This window comes from Companilactobacillus sp. HBUAS56275 (assembly GCF_036913655.1).
Taxonomy (GTDB): Bacteria; Bacillota; Bacilli; order Lactobacillales; family Lactobacillaceae; genus Companilactobacillus; species Companilactobacillus pullicola.
Genome location: NZ_JAYKKK010000002.1, coordinates 406,467 through 428,119, shown reverse-complemented (window position 1 = coordinate 428,119; position 21,653 = coordinate 406,467). Strand labels below are relative to the sequence as shown.

The window sequence follows — 21,653 nt, the reverse complement described above, 5'->3', positions numbered from 1 at the left end:
TTTTATTCAATCTCCATTTCAAAAGGTGCCAGTGGAGCACCAAATTCATTAAATAAGGTACATGTTGGATAATTTGCATAAGCATAGCGAATCTTTTCAACATCTTGAGCGTTATTAATTACGATAACATTGCCTATTACAGAAACTTCGTGTGTCGACCACTTGCCGGCCTTTCTTACTTCCATTTCTGCTTTTCCACGTTGAACTAAAGCGCTTACTGAGGCGACAAACAATATTAACTGATTACCCGCTGCTTGTGTTCGATAAACGTATGGTGTTGAATTGTAACTTTTATCAGAGAGGATTTTACCAATTCTTGTTCCTGCAATGCGTTTATGAGTGGGATGGATATTATGTTTCTCACCTGTATCAGCAATAGAAATTAAGTGAACATCATTCAAAACTTGCGTAATTTCTAATTGATGTTGCCGAATAATTGGCCAAGCATCTTCTGGTTCGTCGTAATAGCCTGGTAATTGCACAATATAAAACGGTAATGATTGATCCATAAACAACTTACGCCAACTTGAGACTAAACCGCGAAGCATAATGGCATAAACATCAGGATTATCAGCGTCATTTTCACCTTGGTACCAAACAACTTTATTGAAAGAATAGTTACGTACTTGCTCGATCATCGTATGGAACAATCCATTGGGACGTAAATACGATGTTGGTGTCATTGGAGGTGGCCATGGTGTGTGACCAACTTGATCTTTAGCATCACTCAATGAAACTTTAGGATTTTCTTTTTGAAACTTAGCTAAATCAGTATTATGTTTTTCAACTGAAGCATTGTAGTCAGCAAATTCTTGATCATAGTCCGATTGAGTTTTACCAGTTGTAGCTTCTTTAAAAGGCTTGATATAACGTTTTACCAGCTCTTTATCACTTTGCAAAACATCTTCCGGAACCCATGAGGAAATTGACGTCCCGCCTTTATAACAGTCGATGATACCAACTACTTCATTTGGATTAGAACCGTTCAGTTCTTTAGCAATCCAATATCCAATATCGGACATTTCCCAAAGCGTGTCTTTATCAGCTGCTTGCCACTTCGATGTTGTTAAGCCTTTGGGCAAAGTTAAATTCTCATCCTGATATTCTAGTTGCGGAACATTGTAGAAATAAACATTCTGCAAATTCAAATGGTCAATTTGATCCTGATATTCAGCATCGTCTCGAAACTTGAATTCAATATTGGATTGACCGGTCAGAAGAATAACTTTTCCAGTTTTAACATCATTGAGTGTTAAAGTCTCATCTAGATTTTTCAACTCAATATTAGTTACCGTCTTTTCTGGTAAAGCTGAAATCTCAATTGTCCATAAGCCATCGTCATCAGTATTAGTAGTAGAAACTTGATTCAATACTTTGGCAGTAACGGTCGTATTGCGAATGGCTCGACCACTTATTTTAAAGGCTTTATTCTCGGGAACAACCATCTTATCAGTATAGATGCCGTCTACTTGTAAAACTCTATCCATTTACTTGTTCCTTAGCCTTTAATTGAGCGATTTCATCATGCAAATTGATAACTTTTTCGGCAACGGTCATCATAATATCAGCCGAAATGAAATGATCTTGAGAATGAATCAACATAATTGATTTTTCAACCTTTTCACCATTCATTTCATCAGTCATCCATTTAGTTTGAATATTGTGTGCTTCGTGTAAAGTCTTTTTGGCATCTTTCAAAGTTGTTCTAGCAGTTTCGATCTCACCTTTTTCTGCTTGATTCATAGCATTGATACACATTGATTTAGCAGTTCCGGCAACTGAGATCAATTCCATTGCACGTTTTAATTGTTTTTCATCCAAGTTAATTACATCTCCTATGCTTGACTTGTCTTTAGTTCCTTTTCTGATTCTTTATGTGCTGCGTTCATTTCTTCTTCTTTAACAACATCTGGATTCAACTTGTTATCCATCTTAACGAATGGGTAGTAAATGGCTGTTGTGACTGCAACGATCACAGCTTGAACAATCAAACCATTAATTGATCCTGTATATAGAAGTCCTGAAAGCAATGTTGGTACGGTCCATGGAACGTTATTAACAATAGGTCCGATGAATCCAAGTTTTGTAAACAATATTCCGATATAGAAAGCCAATGGTTGAGCGACTACCCATGGAATGAAGTACAAAGGATTCAAGATAATTGGTAAACCGAAAGTAACAGGTTCTGAAATATTGAAGATAGCTGGCATCAAAGAAATCTTAGAAACTTTCTTTGCAGCGGCTCTCTTTGAAAATAGGATCAAAGCTAGTACTGGTGATACTGAACATGATCCAGCAGCAACAGTTGAGAAGTTCATAAATAATGTTGAGTAAATGTGATGTGCTTGGCCTAACATATTTTGAGTATCATTGATATTCCATGTTAAACCGAAGATTGGTCCCCAAATTGATGTTGGATGGATACCAAACCATTGAAGCAAACTCCATGTTGCTTGTGATACAAAGGCAAATAGTCCAGTACCAGAAATAGCAATAGCGGGTTTTTGTAGAGCTGTCAAAAGTAGTTCTGGCATTGTTTCACCAGTGAATGTTGTACTTAATCCTGTCAAAATAATGAAGACACCCATTGTAATAACACCGGGAATCAATGATTCGAAGCTTCGTGCAACGGCTGGTGGGACTGAATCTGGCATTTTAATAGTAATATTCTTTTCAAGTACCTTATTGTAGATCCAAACAGCGAATCCACTGATTAGTAATGCGGCGAAAACACCTTTAGTACCAAAGAATGTTGTATCCATATAGTTCAAAACATCGATAGGCTTTTTAGCGCCGTCAGGTGTGTATTGGAACTTCCATGGCATACAGATGAAGAATGCACCTAGAGCGTATAGAACAGAAGTCATATGTTCCTTACTCTTTGGGAAATATTTGCGTGAAAATGTGTGTGAAAAAATAACAACTAGTAATACAGCAAAGGTATTCAATGAACCATTTGAAATAAGTCCAATTAAATTACCTGTAGTCGTTAGACCTTTAAACAAACCTGAGGTAGCCCATGCAGACCATGAACCACTGATCAAACGACCTAAACCTAGACCTTGTTTACCGAAGATCAAACCATTAGTTGGATCAACGAAAACATTTTGAATCATAATAGCAAAACCAGCAATCATTGATGTTGCAGCAACAATGATAAATGAATCACGTAAAGTTAATAACAATTTATTAGCGGCAATCTTACCAGCTATTCTAGTAAAGTTTGCTTGGAACTTTTGTGTTCCGCTTCCTTTGCTTTTCCCCATTTTAGCCAATTCCCTTCTCTTTCAATACGTCTACAAGAACTTGTCCATCCATGCTACCAAATTGTTGCATAGTCAATAGGATCACTTTTGTATCTGGATGAGCTTCCTTAGTTTGGTCGTATGCCCAACCGATTTGTGGAGCTAGCAAGATAACGTCAACATCATCTCCAACTTCATCAACCATACCGAAGTCGTAGGCATCAACTTTTACATCGGCACCTTCGGCGTCATAAACTTTCTGCATCTTTGAGCCAATTAGACTTGTGGAAAAACCTCCACTACAGAAAATCGCAATCTTTAATTGTTTCATAATGAAACCCCCTTCATTTGTTAACGCTTTCAGTATAAAAGCATATACATTTGAAGTCAATACCATTTCTAAATTTGTTATAACAAATATTTGATTAACATTCTCATTTAATAGATCCCTATTTACTTTTATTTTCCCAGCATTAGTCCGTAAAGATACTATTACCAAGGGGTCTATTATATACGCGACAAAAAAAGTGCAAACTTCATTTGGAAGATTTGCACTTTCTAATATTTAATATTTGTCTTAAATTGACTCATGTAACGAGAATTGTGATGATCGAATGTAAGTATACGCATATTCAAAGATTTGCCCATTGTCTAGAAACGACCGCTGTTCCACTGTTAGCAAGGGTTCAGGTTTTGTTAGGTCCAATAATCTAGATGTATCATCATTTGATATTTCCGATGATACGGTTCTAATGGCACTATCAATATTCAAATCTAACTCTTTCTCAACAAAGTCATACATTGAGCCCATTAAAGAATCCATCTGCATACCTTGAATAATCTTTACTGGCATAAAAATGTTCTGCAAAGCAACGATAGTCTTGCCGTTCATAATCAAACGTTCAATTTCATAAGTTAAATCAAACTGATTGATATTCATCTGATCCATCACCGTTGGACTAGGCTTACTCACACCAAAATTGATTAACTTTACGGAATATTTATTAAAATCAAATATTTCTAGAGATTGCTTATTCTGAACGCCCTCGCCCGGTTGATTATCCTTGACAAAAGTTCCTGAACCTTGTATCCGATAAATCAACCCTTCATTTACCAAAATATCTAGCGCTTTTCTAACAGTAATACGACTTACATTTAATGACTTTGCAATGGATGTTTCTTGAGGAAGCTGCTCATTAATTTGATATTCTTTCTCTAAAATCTGCTGTCTCAAACGATTCGCCACAATCACATATTTGGGCGTCTCTTTCATGTATTTGCCTCCGAACTAAATCCAATATTTGTCATAACAAATATTTACTTGATCTATAAGTAATTATAACTCACGGTATGGATAAGTCTAATAATTCATCTATACCATTTGATTTCTCGAATTTATCTGTAACTATAATTGTTTAAACATGCTATGATAATACTAAAAGGTACTAGAAAAAGAGGGATTCCTTATGATCAAAACTACCACATGGAAACATAACTTCAGTAACTATATCAACCTTGATCACATTAATGCTAACGGTCATCAACACTTACAAATATTCCAACCTTTCGCTAGCAAGAAAATCAGATTACAGCTAAATAACTTATACGACGAAAAACCACTAGAAATCGAAAGTTTAGAAATTTATACCGATTCCAAGAAAAAAGTTCTGGTCACGAAAGATGGAAAAGAATCTTTTACCATCGAACCTCGATTAGTCGAATGGTCTGACTGGATAGACTTCAACTTACCAGCAGAATCATTTCTTTCAATTGACATTGTTTCTCCCACTAAGGGTATCCATACTCTGGGTTTAACAATTTCTAACGACTTAATAAGAACTGAAAACACTGACCCTGTAGAAACGAAATATTTCTTTGGAGTTTCTGAAATTCAAGTCAAGACTGAACATTCTCATAAAAGAATTGCTTTATTTGGTGATTCTTTAACCAATCAAGGTAATTATGCTGCTCCACTATCAACTGACTTGGAAACAATATTTCACTGTGTAACTGCCAATTATGGTATTTCGGGAAATCGTCTTCTTCACCCTGGCCACAGTACTTCTCAATGGTCGACTAGCTTTGGAGAAGCTGGCTTTACACGTTTTGATCATATGATTGCGGATTACCAACCCAACATTGTGATTTTTATGGAAGGTGTCAACGACCTGCTTCATCCCGGTACCGGTTCACCAGTTAGTGAATTACCAAGTGCAGAGGCTCTGATCAAGGCCATACACCTGCTTAAGAAGAAGTGTAAAAAACACGGTATTATCTTTATTCCAATGACCATTACCCCAGCTTTTGGAAATATCAATGGTGGTGTCTTTGCATGGTCAGACGAGAAGGAAAAAATTCGTTTAGCAGTCAACCATGAACTTTTAAAACTGCCCAATGTAATTGATATTGCTAGTTTCGTTGGTGAAGATAATAAGCTTAAAGCAGAGTTTGATTACGGAGATCATGTGCACATATCTAAAGAAGGCGGCAAGCAAGTTGCCAAATTCGTAGAAGAGCAATTGATCCGTAAAAAAATGATTTAGCTAATATTCCATGATATATAAATCACACCAATTTTTGGAATATATTCTTATGTTTATAATTAAGTTTTTAGGTAATATGTTTAAATCATTTTTAATATAATGTAATATGAATAGTATATATTGATCAATTATAGTTACTGGAGATTTAATAATGGTTGAAACTACTAACAATGATATTTATACGGTATTAAAAGAGCGTGTCTTAAACGGGCAATATAACATTAAGATGCGTTTGCCAACTGAAGATGCTCTGATTGAAGAATTCAACGTTAGTCGCTATGCAATCAGAAAAGCTATTAAACAGTTGGCCAATGAGGGCCTTGTTTACAGTGTTAAAGGTAAGGGAGTAGTCGTTTTAGAACAGACTCCTCAAACTAAAGAGATCAATCTTAGTTTGGCAAAAATAAACGGTCTTCAATCTCTCAATAGTGATCAACAGATCGACCATAAAACAATTATCGCCGACTTTAAGCAGGTCATTGTTGACGAAAAACTCCATCGTAAAACTTCTTTTTCTGTTGGTGTCCCAGTTTATGCAATCAAACGTATTAGAAGGATCAATACTAAGAGTGCAGTATTAGACATCAATTATTTCAATGCTCAGATTGTTCCTGACATTACACCTGAAATTGCTTCAGGTTCCATCTACGATTACATTAAAAATGATTTGGAAATGAAAATTGCTGTCGTCAAGCGTCAATTACGAATTGAGCATGCTTCACAAATCGATTACGAACATCTCAATCTAGGAATTAACAATTGTGTCGGTAACATGATCAGTTTTGCCTTCAATGATAATGGTAAACAATTCGAATATACTGAATCACATTTCATCCCTGACAACTTTATTTTTAATCAGATCATCAAGTTCTAATCATAACAAACAAAAAGTGCGTACCCAATAGCGGATACGCACTTTTTTGATTTCAATTAATATGATTCAAATCCAACTAATGAAAAGTTGTTAGGAATATATTTAGTTTCGGTACATTCAAATAAACTACCTAGGTCGGTATAAACATACTTCTTCAATACACCAACACAGTTGGCCTCACCTAGATCTAACAATTCATTTGTTTTTTCATCAACGGTTTCAACTGTCGCAACTGAACGAGCAGCCGCAACTTTGAATAAATTACCATCACGTATGTATTGATAGATTGACTTTTGGGCATCGTTCTCAGTTAAGTTAGGCATATTTTCTTTTCTAAAATAACTGATATCTAATGCCATAGCTTTACCATTTACCATTCTTAGTCTCTCAATATGATAAGCCGTTTCACCTAAACTAAAGGATGTATGTTCGGATAGGTCACTATCAATTTCAACTTCCTCAAAGGTCAAAACCTTAGTAGCTAGTTCTCTAATTGATTTGTTTTGTGGAAAACTCATCAAATCTTGGAATCCAAAGTGATTAGCGGCTGAGAAAACCATTCGATTATCAGTAACTGGTTCTAATACGACGACTCCACGTCCTTTAACTGTATAAACCAGACCCTCGGATTGTAATTTCTTCAAAGCACGACGAATCGTATTTCTGGTAACGCTAAAACGTTCGGATAATTCTTCTTCACCAGGCAAAATTGTTTTAGGCGGATATACCTCACTATCAATTTCACCTTTCAATATGTGATATATGTCTGAATATAAATTTTTTGGCATAATTTCTCCTCAATATAATTGCTTACAAGCAATAACCTCATCTATTTGAAGATTACTTCTTTTCTAACATGACTGATTCATATGGACGCAAAGTTACTTCTCCACGATTAAGCTGCATATCCCCATAATTCCCCAAAATTAAATCGAAACCAGTAGCTATATCACGTTTTTGTGCTTGCTCAGTAAAATTAGCCATTACTAAAATTTTACGCTTATTATTAAATCTTTCATAGCTGTAAACACTATTATCATTAGGATTCAATAACTTATATTCTCCATCAACAAGTACTGTTTTATGTTTACGTAGAAAAATCAAAGCTCTGTAAAAATCAAAAATATTATTCTTCGTCTTCAAAACTTTTTCAACTGAATAGTCATCATGATGTTGTGGCTTCAACCATGGTTGTCCAGTAGTAAACCCATAATACTTACTAGAGTTCCATTGCATTGGTAGTCGTGAATTCTCACGTGACTTCTGTTGCAAAATTTTAATTGCTAAATCTTCAGACATCCCATTTTTCAACATGGCATGATAGGCATTGATCGACTCATGATCTTTGTACTGTTTGATATCAGTAAAATACGCATTCTTCATGGCTATTTCGTCACCTTGATAAATATAAGGTGTCCCTTGAAGACCGAATTCTACCATTGCCAATAATTTAGCTGATTCATCACGATATTTATCATCATTAGTGAATCTAGAAATAGCACGAGGTTGATCATGATTATTCCAGAATAAGGCATTCCAACCGCCATGACGTTGCATTTGTGTTTGCCATTCACTCAAAATACCAGTCAAATCAGTTAACTTATAATGACCCAATGTCCACTTCTTACCATTAGTGTAATCAACTTTCACATGATGGAACGTAAAAGCCATCGATAATTCCTGACGTTTAGGATTAGTGTATTTAACTGCCTCCGAAATAGGGGTTGATGATAGTTCACCAACCGTCACGAAGTTATTAGGGCCAAAGACTTTTTCGTACATTTCATGAATATACTCATGTACATGTGGTCCATTAGTATAGAAGTTTCGTCCATCATCTAAAGGTGTGTCAAAAGTATCGTTAGGCATATCTTTATCTTTAGAAATATTGTTGATGACGTCCAAACGGAAACCATCGATCCCCTTATTAGCCCAATATTTCAACATTTTAAAGATTTCAGCTCTCAAACCTTCGTTACGCCAATTAAGATCAGGCATCGTTACATCATAGAGATGCAAATAATACTGATCTAATTCCGGTACATATTTCCATGCACTACCACTGAATTTTGATACCCAGTTATTAGGCTCATGTCCATCAACTGGATCACGCCAAATATAATAATTGTGATATGGATTGTCCTTTGACTTCAAAGCCTCTTGGAACCATGGGTTCTCATTTGAAGTATGATTCAATACCATATCCATGATAATTTTTATATCTCGTTTATGTGCTTCCGACAACAATCTTTCAAAATCATCCATCGTTCCGAAAACAGGATCGATCTTATAATAATCAGCAATATCATAGCCGTTATCATTTCCCGGCGAAAGGTACATTGGCGTTAACCAAATCAAACCAATGCCCAATTTCTCTAAATAATCGAGACGCGAAATAATACCGTTGATATCACCGATGCCGTCCCCGTTAGAATCTTGAAAACTGCGCGGATAGATCTGATAAACAGTTTCTTTTTGCCATTCCTTCATTTTAATACTCCTCAATATTAAATAGGTCCTCACTTAACGACGCAATTTTATAATATGTTTATACATCTGTCAATTGTTCTATACCGGATGGAATAATGGAATATAGCAAACATGACTATTCCTGCACTGTTTTCAGGTGAAAAATTAATTTATATATATTCTGTTTTTTTATAGAAATTAGATTAATTTGGTGTGTTTAATATGCCGTCTTCCGCAAAAACTGGGAATGCATTGGAACGTTATGGGCACGATTTTGAGCTAATCATTTTACACTTCGTGCAAAATAATGGATCTCAAAAGTCGGCCTCATTGTAAATGGCATAGCCATTAACAATGACTTCATAACTGAACGCATTCCCAGTTTTTACTCCAGACTAAATCCTTATTCTATTCTTTATTTTTGTTTTCTAAATCTTTAAAGTAATAGAAGTGATTCACTTATTTTATTCATCTAATTTCATTTATTAACCATAAAATCACAAAAAAGAGGGAACTTTATATATCAAGTTCCCTCTTTTTTGATTATTTAGAGACAAATCACCATCTTGTATTTCCAATTATAACTATTAGAACCAGGATATAGTCGGTAGTAGAAAATTTGTGGGCCCTCAGTAGCGAAATTCTACTTAGCTTGCGTCAGCAAGGTTAGTAGAAGACCGGACTTGGAGATCCATAATTTTTCACTTTGTGAAAAATTATTAGCTTCAAGCCGTGTCCGCTACGTTCCAGCGGCCCACAGATTTTCTACTACCGACGGGCATCCAGCACTAGCTAAACTAGAGAACTGAACCATTCCTATTTAGTAAACTGACTATTATACATATTAGTATAGAAACCATTTTCCGCCATTAATTCTTCATGTGTTCCTCGTTCAATAATTTCACCATCTTTAACCACCAAAATCAAATCAGCATTCTTAATAGTTGAAAGTCGGTGCGCAATTACGAATGAAGTTCTGCCTTTTGTCAAAACATCCATTGCCTTTTGAATCTGTTCCTCGGTTCTGGTATCCACAGAACTGGTTGCTTCGTCCAAAATCAACATAGGAGCATTTCTGATCAAGGCCCGCGCAATTGTTAACAATTGTTTTTGTCCCACGGAGAGGCTCACAGAATCGTCCAAAACGGTATCGTAACCGTTTGGTAGTGTTTCAATAAAGTGATCCAAATCAACTGCTTTAGTTGCGGCTTTGATTTGCTCATCTGTGATGTTCTTTTGATTGTAAACTAAATTATTTCTAACTGTATCTTCAAAGATCCATGCTTCCTGAAGTACCATATCAAATTGTTTTCTGACATCAGAACGTTTCATATCTTTAATATCGACACCGTCAATCTTGATATTCCCAGCATTTGTCTCATAGAAACGCATCAATAAATTAACTGTCGTTGTTTTACCTGATCCAGTTGGTCCAACTATGGCAACCTTTTGACCAGCTTTAGCTTTCATAGAGAAGTTTTTAATAATCTTTTGGCCTGGTAAGTATCCGAATTCAACGTTATCAAATTCGACATTACCTTTAGTACCGTCCAACGTTTGTTTACTCTTTTCTTCTTCAACTTCTTTTTCACCAAGAAAATCAAAAACTCGTTTCATGGCGGCTTGAGCTGACTGCAAACTTGTAAAAGCCTGGGTTATTTGTGATAGAGGCTGTGTAAATAGACGCACATAAATCATGAAGGCGACGATCACACCAATACTGATCTGGCCTTTCAAAACTAATAAGGCACCAACAACACTGACCATTACATAACCAAAGTTACCGATGAAATTCATCAGTGGCTGCATGATTCCTGATAAGAATTGAGATTTCCAAACATTAGTCTGTAACTCATCATTCATTTGAGTGAACTCTTGCTTGGCTTGATTTGTGTAGTTATAGGTTTTAACAACGTCATGTCCAGCATAGATTTCTTCCAAGTAACCAGAAACATCGGCTAGTTTGTTCTGTTGATTATAGAAGTAACGTTGTGACTTCGAGATCAATAGAATTGTTAAAGCAAATCCCAATAGTACTGACAAAACAGCTGTCAATCCTAATTTTCCATTCGTTGTAAACATCATAACGATACTACCCAACAATAAAGTTACGGCTGAAACTAATAGGCCTAAACTTTGGTTCAATGACTGTCCGACCGTATCCAAATCGTTAGTTACTCGACTTAAAGTGTCACCTTCGTTATGTGTATCAAAATATTGTAACGGTAAATTATTAATTTTTTCAGTTATCTTCGTTCTTAATTTCTGTGTAAAACGTTGTGTAATAGTAGCCATAATGTAGCCCTGACCATATGACAGAACAGCTGCAGCTACGTAGATAGCGGCCAGGATCACCACAATATGCATTACTTGCGTTAAATCAATTTTTCCAAATAGACCTTTGCTGATCAAATCCGTGATCTTGCTCAATTGGCTAGGGCCCACAATTGTGAAAATACTACCAGCCATGGCAAAAATGATTGCGATGATCAGTGGCTTGATGTATTCAGAACCATACTTCTTAATTCCTTCAATTACTCCCATTAAGCGAGTTCCTCCTTTGACAATTGTGAATAAGCAATCTCTTGATAAACTTTATTATTCTTAAGTAGTTCTTGATGAGTACCTTGTCCGGCGACTTTTCCGTTATCTAGAACAATAATTTCGTCAGCATCCATAATGGTACTGATTCTTTGAGCAATGATAACTTTAGTTGTCTTGGCAGCTTTTTCTTTCAAGGCTGTTCTCAATTTCTTATCAGTTTCATAATCCAAAGCTGAGAATGAATCGTCAAAAAGCAGAATTTCCGGTTTTCTAGCAATAGCACGGGCAACAGCCAAACGTTGTTTTTGGCCACCAGAGAAATTGTCACCGTGTTGCGCTACCTTGCTATCTAGTTGTTCCTTCTTTTGATCAACGAAATCACGTGATTGCGCAATTTCCAAAGCTTGATTGATCTGTCCGTCTGACTTTTTGCCAGTTGCATCTGTTTGCCCAAAATCAATGTTGGAACGAATCGAACCACTGAATAACACAGCCTTTTGAGGAATATAACCTAAACGATTATTCAAATCTTCGGTAGCGTAGTTCTTTACATCGACACCATCAACGAGAACTTGACCTGCAGTTGTATCGTACAATCTAGGAATCAAATTCATCACGGTTGATTTACCACTACCAGTTGATCCGATAATAGCGATAGTCTGTCCTTGTTCTGCCTTGAAGCTCAAATCGTGAATGGCATCGGCTTCGGCGTGTGGATATCTGAAACTTACATCTTTAAATTCTATTGTTCCCGCTTGTTCAACATCTTCAGTTGTCTCCTTTTCACTAACAACTGATGGTGTTACATCTAGGACCTGGTTGATTCTGGAAACTGAAACTGTTACACGAGGCAACAGAATAAAGATGATCGACAATAGTAAGAATCCTAAAATAACTTGCATGGCATATGACGAGAACACGATCATATTACTGAAGAGCGTCAATCTAGTGGCACTGGCGGTTGCTTGATTGATGATAATTGCACCAATAGCATAAACTGACAAGGTTAAGGTACTAGAAATGAAGCTCATTCCAGGGTTCATTAAAGCTAAAACTCGGTTGGCAAACAGATTGGTATCAGTTAAATCTTTATTGGCTTGATTGAATTTATCATTTTGATAATCCTCAGCATTATAAGCGTGAACTACACGAATACCAGATAAGTTCTCTCTTGTTACTAAATTCAAACGGTCAGTCAAACTCTGAACCATCTTGAACTTGGGTTGGACCATAACCAAAATAAATGTCAGCATTACAATTAAAACGATGACCGCTACAGCCGTTGCAGTCGTCCATTGCCAACCTTTGTTAGCAATCTTAGTAATTGCCCAAATAGCTGTGATCGGTGCTTTGATAATAACTTGAAGACCCATGGCGATAAATTGTTGTAACTGGGTCAAATCATTCGTTGAACGTGTCAATAAACTTGAAACGGAAAACTTCTTAATATCTTGTGTCGAGTAATCCATAACTTGATTAAAGATCTGACTTCTCAAACGCGCGGTAAATCCAGCTGCCACATGTGCTGCCAAATAACCAACAATAATTGAAGCCACTACACTCAGAATTGATAAGAGAATCATCATCATCCCTGGTTGCAAAATCTGGTTGATAGTTGTTCCTTGTTTTTCCAATCTTTCCGTAATTGTTGACATGTAACTAGGAATCTCTAGTTCCAAGCCAACTTGCAAGACGATAAAAATTAGACTAATAAAAATCATTGAATATTCTTTTTTATTAAGTTTTTTAAATAATTTTATCATTGTTCCTCCTATGGTTCGCATACGAACTATAACTATAAATTTTTTTACTTTGTATTCTTTCGTATTTGATCGATAACTTTAAAGAATGTTGCTAAGTCTTCTGGTGAGATGCCTTGTTTCAGTACTTCTTCCGTATTTTCAGCTTGAGCGTTAATTGCTTCCATAGCATTTTTGGCATAAGTTGTCAGATTAAGACATTTAACTCTAGCATCATCAGGTGAAGGCGTCGTATAGATCAATCCATTTTTGACCATACGATGTACCAAGCCACTAGCAGTTGATTTACTGATCGACATTGCTTTTTCTAAATCCTTTTGAATGACTTGTCCATCTTGATGAGTGTACAAAAAGCCCGCTGTCATGCCTTGTAATCGTGAAATACGTTCACTTCCATGTGTAGCAAACACATTCTCACCGACCTTCTCTTCATCATTGTTTTTAATATAGTGGGAAATATGAATCGATAAATCTCTAACATTGTAAACAATCGTCTCTTTAAAATTTAACATGTTCGTTTCCTCTTTTGTTCGTATGCGAACTATATTAATCGTAAAAATTTAAAAAGTCAACGATTTTTTCTAAATAAAATGTTTTACTTTCGCAAAAAAATAGTTTATATTTTTGTTCTACTTTAAATAATGGAGAACAAGAGGATGCGTCAAATTACTACTGAGAGATTAATCATACGTCCGATTAATCAGAGGGATTACGACGAACTACAAGCAATTATTTTAGATCCAATTATCGTGAAATATATGAGATACCGTGACGTCAAGACTCCCTCTAACTTTGCAATACTATTTAAAGATCATTTCCTAAAGGAGTTCGGCTTCACCTTTGGAATTGAGGAAAAAACAAGTCATAAACTAATAGGATTCTACGAATTTCATCCCGAAAATGGTGTCGGAATCCTATCGTATGCGCTCAGCCAAGATGCTTGGGGATTCGGTTATGTAGCCGAAGCAGGCAGTGCAATGATGGAATATGGCTTCAACACTTTACACTTTGACCAAATAGAAGCCCACTATGCTCATCTAAACCCACGATCTGGACGGGTCATGGAAAAGATGGGCATGCACAAATTAGGTATCGTAGAAACACGCAACGCAGATACCGAAGATGAGATTTATATCATGGCTTATGCCCTAGATAAAGAAGAATGGAATTTAGCGGAACAAGAACCCGCAGTTTAGAGAGCGGAGCAAGGGCGGTCAGCTCCCGAGGATTAAGACTACTATCTCAGTCAGCAGCGAAGCGCTGGCAGAGATAGTTGACTTAACCGGAAGGAGTTGCCCTTGCGGAGCTCGTTTCCACTATAAAACATAGAACCATGGTTATTTACATAAAGAACAACCACAAAAAAAGCAGGTATCCACTAGCCCAAACAACTAGTAGATACCTGCTTTTGTTTTAAATCAAATCCTTATGAATATCTTGCATACCACGTTCAATATTCTCTAATTCATCAGCGTAACCCTTCAATTGATCACCGTACTTATCAACCAAATTACTATCGCTATTAGTCTTATAACGTAATTTATGTTCCAAACTAGCCCACATATCCATACCAACAGTTCTAATCTGAATTTCGACTGGTACGTCGATTGGTCCCTTAGATTGAAAAACTGGTACCTTAACAACAATGTGCAAACTGCGATATCCACTCTCCTTAGGATGTTTCAAGTAATCCTTACGTCTTAGTAGCGTGACATCCGTCTGACTAGTTAACAACTTTTCAATTTTATAAATATCATCGATATAATTGGTGATCACACGAATACCGGCAATATCATAAATATTTTTTTGAATGCTCTCGGCTGTCAAATCGTACCCCTTACGCTCAGCCTTTTGAAGCAAACTTTGAATCTTTTTCATACGTGATTCCATATGATGGATCGGATTGTAGTCGTAATTAACTTGAAATTCTGAATCCAAATTCTCCAATTTAGTACTGATTTCTTTTTGACCTGATTGATAAAGTTGGTACATCTTAATCATTTTAGATAGTTCCTGTACATCAGGTCGGTTATCCAAATCCCCTAATTGTGACTTTAATTCCCGCAAATTAATAGTATTGGATCTTTCTAGTATCATACTTTCCATCCTTTTGTCATTATTCAAAAAAAGCAGCCATAGTGGCTGCCTTAATTCTAACTCTAATAATTATAATTTTATTGATGGATTTTCTTTTGTCACTTTCTGATGCCACAAAAAGATACCGACTAACAATAGAACACTGATAGCACAAGATAATCCAAAGGTTAAATGCATCCCATCTATAAATAACTGTGGATCACTTGGCAAATAAGACGTTACTCGTGAGCCCTTCAATATCGACATTGAACCGAATAACAAGGTTGTCGACATGGCAGAACCTACTACCATCCCTACTGTCCTGGCTAAACTATAAATACTACCAGCTGACCCATAATCTTTTTCATCGACGGTACTCATGACTAATACATTATTTGGTGAATGGAACAACCCATTTCCTAAACCAGCCATTGCGGCTCCGAAAGCAAAAATCAAGACGGTATTTTGTAATCCACTGAGAACGTAGAATATTTGACCAAAACTAATAATTGCTAAACCAATCAACGTAATCTTGAACGGATCATGTTTGTCAGCTAAACTTCCGGAAATTGGGGCTACAAACAATTGCACAACTGGGAATATCAATAAGAAAAAGCCACTGAATAGTGGACTGAATCCACGAGCATTTTGTAAGTAAAACGGTGCGATCACATCAAAGAAGAAATCAATGATAAAGACCATGAAACAAGTTAACAATTGTACTGAGAACCACTTATTCTTAAACAATTCTACTGGCAAAATCGGTTCTTTCTGTTTAGTTTCATAACGATACAATAACGTTAACAAAATAATTCCAACAACCGTTAAAGTTAAGATACGCCAGTCACCCCAGCCCAATTGTTGACTCAAGAGAATACCGACAAACATACTAGTGAATCCGATAATCAATAAGACTGAGCCAAACAAATCAAATTTAGCACTGGCAAACTTTTTATCCAAACTACTTGGTAAATACTTAAATAAAATAAAAATAGCAATAAAACCAATCGGTACATTCAACCAAAAAATGATATGCCAAGGGAAGAAATTCAACAAGATACCACCCAAGCTTGGTCCGATAATACCACCTAGGGAAACGAATGATCCCATCCAGCCTAGTGCTTGACCACGACGATCATCAGGAAAAACTTCGACAATGATACCGTTGGAAGTAGCCATTGTCATTGCGGCTCCAATTGCCTGTAAACTTCTGGCAATAATCAAAGTCAACCAACTAACAGATAACGCACATAATGCTGAGCTGACGACAAACAACAAAGTCCCCCACTGAAAAAATTTAATTTTCCCGTACTTGTCACCCAATTTACCAAAAATCATCAGAGTACTACTCATCACGATCAGATACATCGTCACGACCCAATTGATCAAACTCATATTAGTATTAAGTGCCTTACTCAAGACTGGTAGCGCCACAGTGACAATGCTACTATCAAGAGTAGACATAAAAATAACGATCCCGACACCAATCAGGATCATCGTTAAATTCTTTTTTTGAACAGTTTCCATAATTATCCTCTATACTATATATTAATATATATAGTTTAATACATAGTTAAAATTTGTAAAGGAGCATCCCATGGCACGTTCTAATACTCTGCAATATATGATTTTAGGCTTATTAACTCGCCAACCAATGACCGGTTACGACATCAAACAAATTTTTGATACAGAAAAAGCTGAATTCTGGACTGCACCCTTCAGTCAGATATATCCCGAATTGAATCGACTCCTAAAGAAGGAATTGATCAGTCTAGTAGAACCAACCGAAGACAATTCTCGGAGAAAAGTTTATCAACTAACTAAATTAGGAACTGATACTTTTGTAGCATGGCTAAAACTACCATTAGCACCGGAAGTAACTCAATTAAACAACGACGATTTCATCTTACGCCTTCACTTTTTAGGCAAGGAACATACCGACATTTTGAAACCACTACTAGAGTTACGACAACAGACATTAAAATTAGAAGTAGCACAATTAGAGTTGGAATTGACCGAAGTAGTTCATCATCCCGAACAATTCGGACGAGAATTGATCATTCAAAAAGAACTCTCCAACAAGAAATCAGATTTGAAACTCTGGCGTTCTGAATCAAAGAATTTGTAGCACTAAAAATGCCGTCCTCCACAACAAGAAAATTTGGCTGGAACGCCATGGGCCGACTAGAAGCTAATGAATTTGCACTTTGTGCAAATTCATGGATCTTCAAGTTCGGCCTTTACCTAAGCGATAAATCGCTAAGGTAAATCTCATGGCTGAGCCAATTTTCTTGTTGTTCCGGACTAAATCCAACTCTAATGATTAATTATTGTAATATTTAAATAATAAATAAGGACGACCTCTATTAAGATACTCAAACATACATTTATATCTTGAATACCCAATAGTGGTCGTCCTTTTAGTTTAAAAATTCTATTTTATTGTGGATAAGAATTCCCAAATAATGCACCCCTGGTCAATGACATTAGAAACCTAAGATTCAGTAGCTACCTTTTGATTTAAAAGTAACATTCAAAATAAAAAAGATACTAGATTAAATAATTTATCTTAAACCAAACAATTGAATTACTCTTTAGTCCGGAGCAAAAATTGGGAATGCGTTCAGCTATGAGATTATTGTTATCGGCTTTGCCGATTACAATAAGGCCGACTTCGGAGATCCATTATTTTGCACAAAGTGTAAAATAATTAGCTTCGAATCGCGCCCATAGCGTTCCAACAGCATTCCCAATTTTTGTGGAGGACGGGAATTTAGATCTATTCTCACTCCAACTAAGCTTCAGAGAAATCAGTCTGTTCCTCTTTAACTTCATGCAAATCAAAAAGAGACTTTTTATCCTGTAAATTATCCGCAAAAACAACTTTGACAATAATATTGGTTAACTGTTCTGGTGACTCTTTCATTCCTCGCTTAACCCAATGTTTCATGATTCCTTGCACACCCAACATGATGTAGGTGGCCTCATATTCATCCGTTGTCGACTTGACTAGTTCTGCATGATCATGGAAATGACTCATACGATCCAATAACTTCGTTTTGCCTTCCACAAAAACTAAATTGCTCAAAGCCGGACTTTTATAAAATTCCCCAAGCATGATTTTCAAACCTTCTATCATTGAAGTGCCTTGAGGGATTTTTAAGTTGTCTAAAAAATCTGTTTCAATACTATCAACACATGAATAAACATCATCATAATAACGATAAAAAGTAGTTCGATTAACATCAGCAGCCTTACATACTTCTGTAACAGTTATAGAATCGATCGATTCTGTTTGTAAAAGTGATAAAACTGTTTCTTTAATGATCTTTCTGGTATATTGGGCCCGACGATTATTCTTTATTCCGACCATGACTTCTCCTTAAGTGCAACAAATAAATAGTTTTCGTTTAATTAATGACACTTTGTCTCAAATTGATGATTGAAAATCTATTAAATTGTTTTTATTATATGAAACATAGTGTTGCAATAATGACATTCTAACAGAAATTTTATTTAATGCCATTAAAAATTTAGAGATTAGAGAGAGTTCAATAAATGCTGGAATTAAAACATATTAAAAAATATTACTATGTCGGCGATTCAGTTACTAAAGCTTTAGACGATGTTTCCGTCTCCTTTAGAAAACAAGAATTCGTCGCTATTTTGGGACCTAGTGGTTCCGGTAAAACTACTATGCTGAACGGTATCGGTGGTTTGGATATTTACGATTCTGGTGACTTGGTCATCAATGGTAAATCTACCAAAGATTTTTCCGAATCCGATTGGGATGCCTATCGTAATAATTCCGTTGGTTTCATTTTCCAAAGTTACAATATTATCGGTCATTTAAGTATTATCGATAACGTTGAATTGGGAATGACACTTAGTGGTGTTAACGGGGATGAAAAGAAACGTAAGGCTCGTGAAGCACTGGAAAGAGTTGGCTTAGGTCCTCACATTAACAAGAAGCCTAATCAATTATCTGGTGGTCAACTTCAACGTGTTGCCATTGCCCGTGCTATTGCTAATGATCCTGAAATTCTGCTTTGTGGCGAGCCAACCGGTGCCCTAGATACTGAGACCAGTGAAGAAATCATGAAATTGATCAAGGAACTTTCAAAAGAACGCCTTGTCATCATGGTTACTCATAATCCTACTTTGGCTAAAGAATATGCTGATAGAATTATCAACTTCGCCGATGGAAAAATTTTAGACGATTCTAATCCTTTTGTTGAAGATACTACTAAAGATAACTTCGAACTTAAGAAAACTAAGATGACCTTCTGGACCGCTTTGAAATTATCCTTCACTAACTTAAAGACGAAAAAGGCTCGAACAGCTTTAACAGCCTTTGCTTCCAGTATCGGTATCATCAGTATCGCCATCGTTTTAGCCTTATCTTCTGGTTTTCAAAAACAAATCGATAAGACTCAAGGTAATACTTTGGCACAGTTCCCGGTAACTATTTCACAGACAGCTTCTCAGCAAACAACTCCAGACACTAAGGTCAAGAGTTCTAATTCGAAAAAAGTCACTGCTAAACTTAGCCAACAAGAAAAATCGACTCACACTAACAAGTTGAATAAGAGTTACGTCAACTACATTAAGAAACTTGACCCCGAATTGAGTAAGGATATCACTTACAATTATTCAACTGGGATGAATCTTTTAAGTAAAGTTGATGGCAAAGTCAAAACAGCTCAATTCTCAAATACAAGCAGTTCAAACTCAATGAGTAGCATGTCCGCCGCTATGGCTTCATCCACAGGAATTGGCAGTTCTGTTTACCCTTCTTCAAATAACAACGGAACTAACTTTTTAAAAAAACACTACAAAGTGATTTCTGGCTCACTTCCTAAGAGTGAGAATGATGTTGTCTTAATCGTTGATCGTGATAATTCTACTAATATCAATGCTTTGAAGAATATCGGTATGAAAGTTAAGGACAATCAAAAATTAGATTTCAACAAGATTGTTGGACAAGAATTCAAAGTTGTTTCTAACAACGATTACTACAGACAAGTAACAACTAACCTCTACACACCAAACTCTGACCTTACAAGCCTTTACGACAATTCCAATAACAAGACTTTGAAGATCTCAGGTATTTTAAAAGTTAAATCTAAATCATCAGAAAATATTCTTTCATCTGGTATCGCTTATAGTGACAAACTAACTAAGGATATCGTTGACACTAACAAAAATTCTGATATCGTTACTGCTCAAAAGAGTAGCGATAACAACGTCTTAACCGGTGCAAGTATTGATGATGCTACTGCAAAAGAAAGCCTAGTTAGTTACCTAGGTGGTTCTGCTACACCATCCAGCATCCTAATTTACCCAAGTACCTTCAAGACTAAAGATAAAGTTCTAAGTTATCTTGATAAATACAATAAGGGTAAGAAGAAAGCAGACAAAGTCATCTATACCGACTTAGCCGGACAAGTTTCAACCCTTACCGGTGGTCTAATGGACGCTATCACATATGTCTTAGTAGCCTTTGCCGGAATTTCATTAGTAACAAGTATGATAATGATCGGTATTATCACATACACATCCGTTCTTGAAAGAACTAAAGAAATTGGTATCTTGAAAGCCTTAGGTGCTAGAAAGAAAGATATCACCCGCGTCTTCGATGCCGAAACAACCATCTTAGGAGTCTCCTCAGGTGTATTAGGTATCGTAATAGCCTGGTTAGCAACCTTCCCTATCAATGCAATTTTGAAAGGACTAACCGATCTTAACGGCGTAGCTCAATTAAACCCAGTCCATGCGATAGTCTTAATAGTTATCAGTACAATTTTGACGGTTATCGGTGGACATATTCCAGCCAGAATGGCAGCAAGAAAAGATGCAGCCACCGCTTTAAGATCAGAATAGAGAGCGAAGCAGGGGCGGTCAGCCCACGAGGATTTGCCTAAGAACTGGAATTATCCGCCGAACTTGCGGATGATTTCAGTTCTGTAGCAAACCGCAATGGGTTGCCCCTGTGCAGCTCGTTTCCACTATAAAACATAGAACCATGGTTATTCACATAAAGAAGAAAACACAAAAAAATAGCAGTCAGACAATTCAATAAGTTGTCTAACTGCTATTTTTGTATACTCTTCTGAATAACCATAATACTTTGCAACATAGT

General features: G+C 36.3%; 18 protein-coding genes. 5 read left to right on the top strand and 13 right to left on the bottom strand.

The genetic code is table 11. The features are described 5' to 3' along the window. Window positions 1–2: 2 nt before the first annotated feature. The 5 genes from U8526_RS05595 to U8526_RS05575 form a co-directional block, all read right to left on the bottom strand. Entirely contained in the window at window positions 3–1,487 is a 1,485-nt protein-coding gene (locus tag U8526_RS05595) for a sialate O-acetylesterase (protein ID WP_334340980.1), read from the bottom strand. Further along, window positions 1,480–1,821, bottom strand: a complete 342-nt coding sequence (locus U8526_RS05590; protein ID WP_334340979.1) for a PTS lactose/cellobiose transporter subunit IIA — start codon at window positions 1,819–1,821, stop codon at window positions 1,480–1,482. The genes U8526_RS05595 and U8526_RS05590 overlap by 8 nt, the downstream gene beginning before the upstream one ends. Before the next feature lie 14 nt (window positions 1,822–1,835). Further along, window positions 1,836–3,266: a PTS sugar transporter subunit IIC gene (locus tag U8526_RS05585; protein WP_334340978.1), complete on the bottom strand. Its 1,431-nt coding sequence runs from the start codon at window positions 3,264–3,266 to the stop codon at window positions 1,836–1,838. Window position 3,267: 1 nt separating this feature from the next. Next, window positions 3,268–3,576 (bottom strand): PTS sugar transporter subunit IIB, encoded by a 309-nt coding sequence (locus U8526_RS05580; RefSeq protein WP_054642887.1) that lies wholly within the window; start codon window positions 3,574–3,576, stop codon window positions 3,268–3,270. 246 nt (window positions 3,577–3,822) lie between these two features. Continuing rightward, window positions 3,823–4,518, bottom strand: a complete 696-nt coding sequence (locus tag U8526_RS05575) for a GntR family transcriptional regulator (RefSeq protein WP_334340977.1) — start codon at window positions 4,516–4,518, stop codon at window positions 3,823–3,825. 193 nt (window positions 4,519–4,711) lie between these two features. Here U8526_RS05575 and U8526_RS05570 point away from each other — a divergent pair, with 193 nt between their 5' ends. Then, window positions 4,712–5,788, top strand: coding sequence for a GDSL-type esterase/lipase family protein (locus U8526_RS05570; protein ID WP_334340976.1), 1,077 nt, complete (start codon window positions 4,712–4,714; stop codon window positions 5,786–5,788). 151 nt (window positions 5,789–5,939) lie between these two features. Beyond that, window positions 5,940–6,662 carry a GntR family transcriptional regulator gene (locus U8526_RS05565; RefSeq protein WP_334340975.1) on the top strand — a complete coding sequence of 241 codons (723 nt, stop codon included), beginning with the start codon at window positions 5,940–5,942 and terminating at the stop codon, window positions 6,660–6,662. Window positions 6,663–6,718: 56 nt separating this feature from the next. On the opposite strand, the gene U8526_RS05560 is transcribed toward U8526_RS05565, so the two are convergent. The 5 genes from U8526_RS05560 to U8526_RS05540 all read right to left on the bottom strand — a co-directional run bounded on the left by U8526_RS05560 (window position 6,719) and on the right by U8526_RS05540 (window position 13,947). Beyond that, window positions 6,719–7,450, bottom strand: a complete 732-nt coding sequence (locus U8526_RS05560; protein ID WP_334340974.1) for a GntR family transcriptional regulator — start codon at window positions 7,448–7,450, stop codon at window positions 6,719–6,721. Window positions 7,451–7,502: 52 nt separating this feature from the next. Continuing rightward, the gene (locus U8526_RS05555; protein WP_334340973.1) at window positions 7,503–9,152 is read right to left on the bottom strand and encodes an alpha,alpha-phosphotrehalase; all 1,650 of its coding nucleotides are present in this window, start codon (window positions 9,150–9,152) and stop codon (window positions 7,503–7,505) included. Window positions 9,153–9,947: 795 nt separating this feature from the next. Next, the gene (locus U8526_RS05550) at window positions 9,948–11,675 is read right to left on the bottom strand and encodes an ABC transporter ATP-binding protein (RefSeq protein WP_334340972.1); all 1,728 of its coding nucleotides are present in this window, start codon (window positions 11,673–11,675) and stop codon (window positions 9,948–9,950) included. Next, window positions 11,675–13,438: an ABC transporter ATP-binding protein gene (locus U8526_RS05545; RefSeq protein WP_334340971.1), complete on the bottom strand. Its 1,764-nt coding sequence runs from the start codon at window positions 13,436–13,438 to the stop codon at window positions 11,675–11,677. Before U8526_RS05545 ends, U8526_RS05550 begins: the two co-directional genes overlap by 1 nt. Window positions 13,439–13,482: 44 nt before the next feature. Next, entirely contained in the window at window positions 13,483–13,947 is a 465-nt protein-coding gene (locus U8526_RS05540; RefSeq protein WP_334340970.1) for a MarR family winged helix-turn-helix transcriptional regulator, read from the bottom strand. A gap of 144 nt (window positions 13,948–14,091) precedes the next feature. Here U8526_RS05540 and U8526_RS05535 point away from each other — a divergent pair, with 144 nt between their 5' ends. Beyond that, window positions 14,092–14,631 carry a GNAT family N-acetyltransferase gene (locus tag U8526_RS05535; RefSeq protein ID WP_334340969.1) on the top strand — a complete coding sequence of 180 codons (540 nt, stop codon included), beginning with the start codon at window positions 14,092–14,094 and terminating at the stop codon, window positions 14,629–14,631. A 217-nt stretch (window positions 14,632–14,848) separates the two neighbouring features. Here the strand turns inward: U8526_RS05535 and U8526_RS05530 are convergent, their stop codons facing one another. Next, complete coding sequence (locus U8526_RS05530; protein WP_334340968.1) at window positions 14,849–15,532, bottom strand: GTP pyrophosphokinase; 684 nt, start codon at window positions 15,530–15,532, stop codon at window positions 14,849–14,851. Window positions 15,533–15,601: 69 nt separating this feature from the next. Continuing rightward, window positions 15,602–17,038 (bottom strand): MFS transporter, encoded by a 1,437-nt coding sequence (locus U8526_RS05525; RefSeq protein WP_334340967.1) that lies wholly within the window; start codon window positions 17,036–17,038, stop codon window positions 15,602–15,604. Window positions 17,039–17,108: 70 nt separating this feature from the next. On the opposite strand from U8526_RS05525, the gene U8526_RS05520 reads away from it, so the two are divergent. Continuing rightward, window positions 17,109–17,639 (top strand): PadR family transcriptional regulator, encoded by a 531-nt coding sequence (locus U8526_RS05520; protein ID WP_334340966.1) that lies wholly within the window; start codon window positions 17,109–17,111, stop codon window positions 17,637–17,639. A gap of 666 nt (window positions 17,640–18,305) precedes the next feature. Here the strand turns inward: U8526_RS05520 and U8526_RS05515 are convergent. Continuing rightward, window positions 18,306–18,884, bottom strand: a complete 579-nt coding sequence (locus U8526_RS05515; RefSeq protein ID WP_334340965.1) for a TetR/AcrR family transcriptional regulator — start codon at window positions 18,882–18,884, stop codon at window positions 18,306–18,308. Window positions 18,885–19,069: 185 nt separating this feature from the next. Here U8526_RS05515 and U8526_RS05510 point away from each other — a divergent pair, with 185 nt between their 5' ends. Continuing rightward, window positions 19,070–21,394 (top strand): ABC transporter ATP-binding protein/permease, encoded by a 2,325-nt coding sequence (locus tag U8526_RS05510; RefSeq protein ID WP_334340964.1) that lies wholly within the window; start codon window positions 19,070–19,072, stop codon window positions 21,392–21,394. Window positions 21,395–21,653 lie beyond the last annotated feature (259 nt).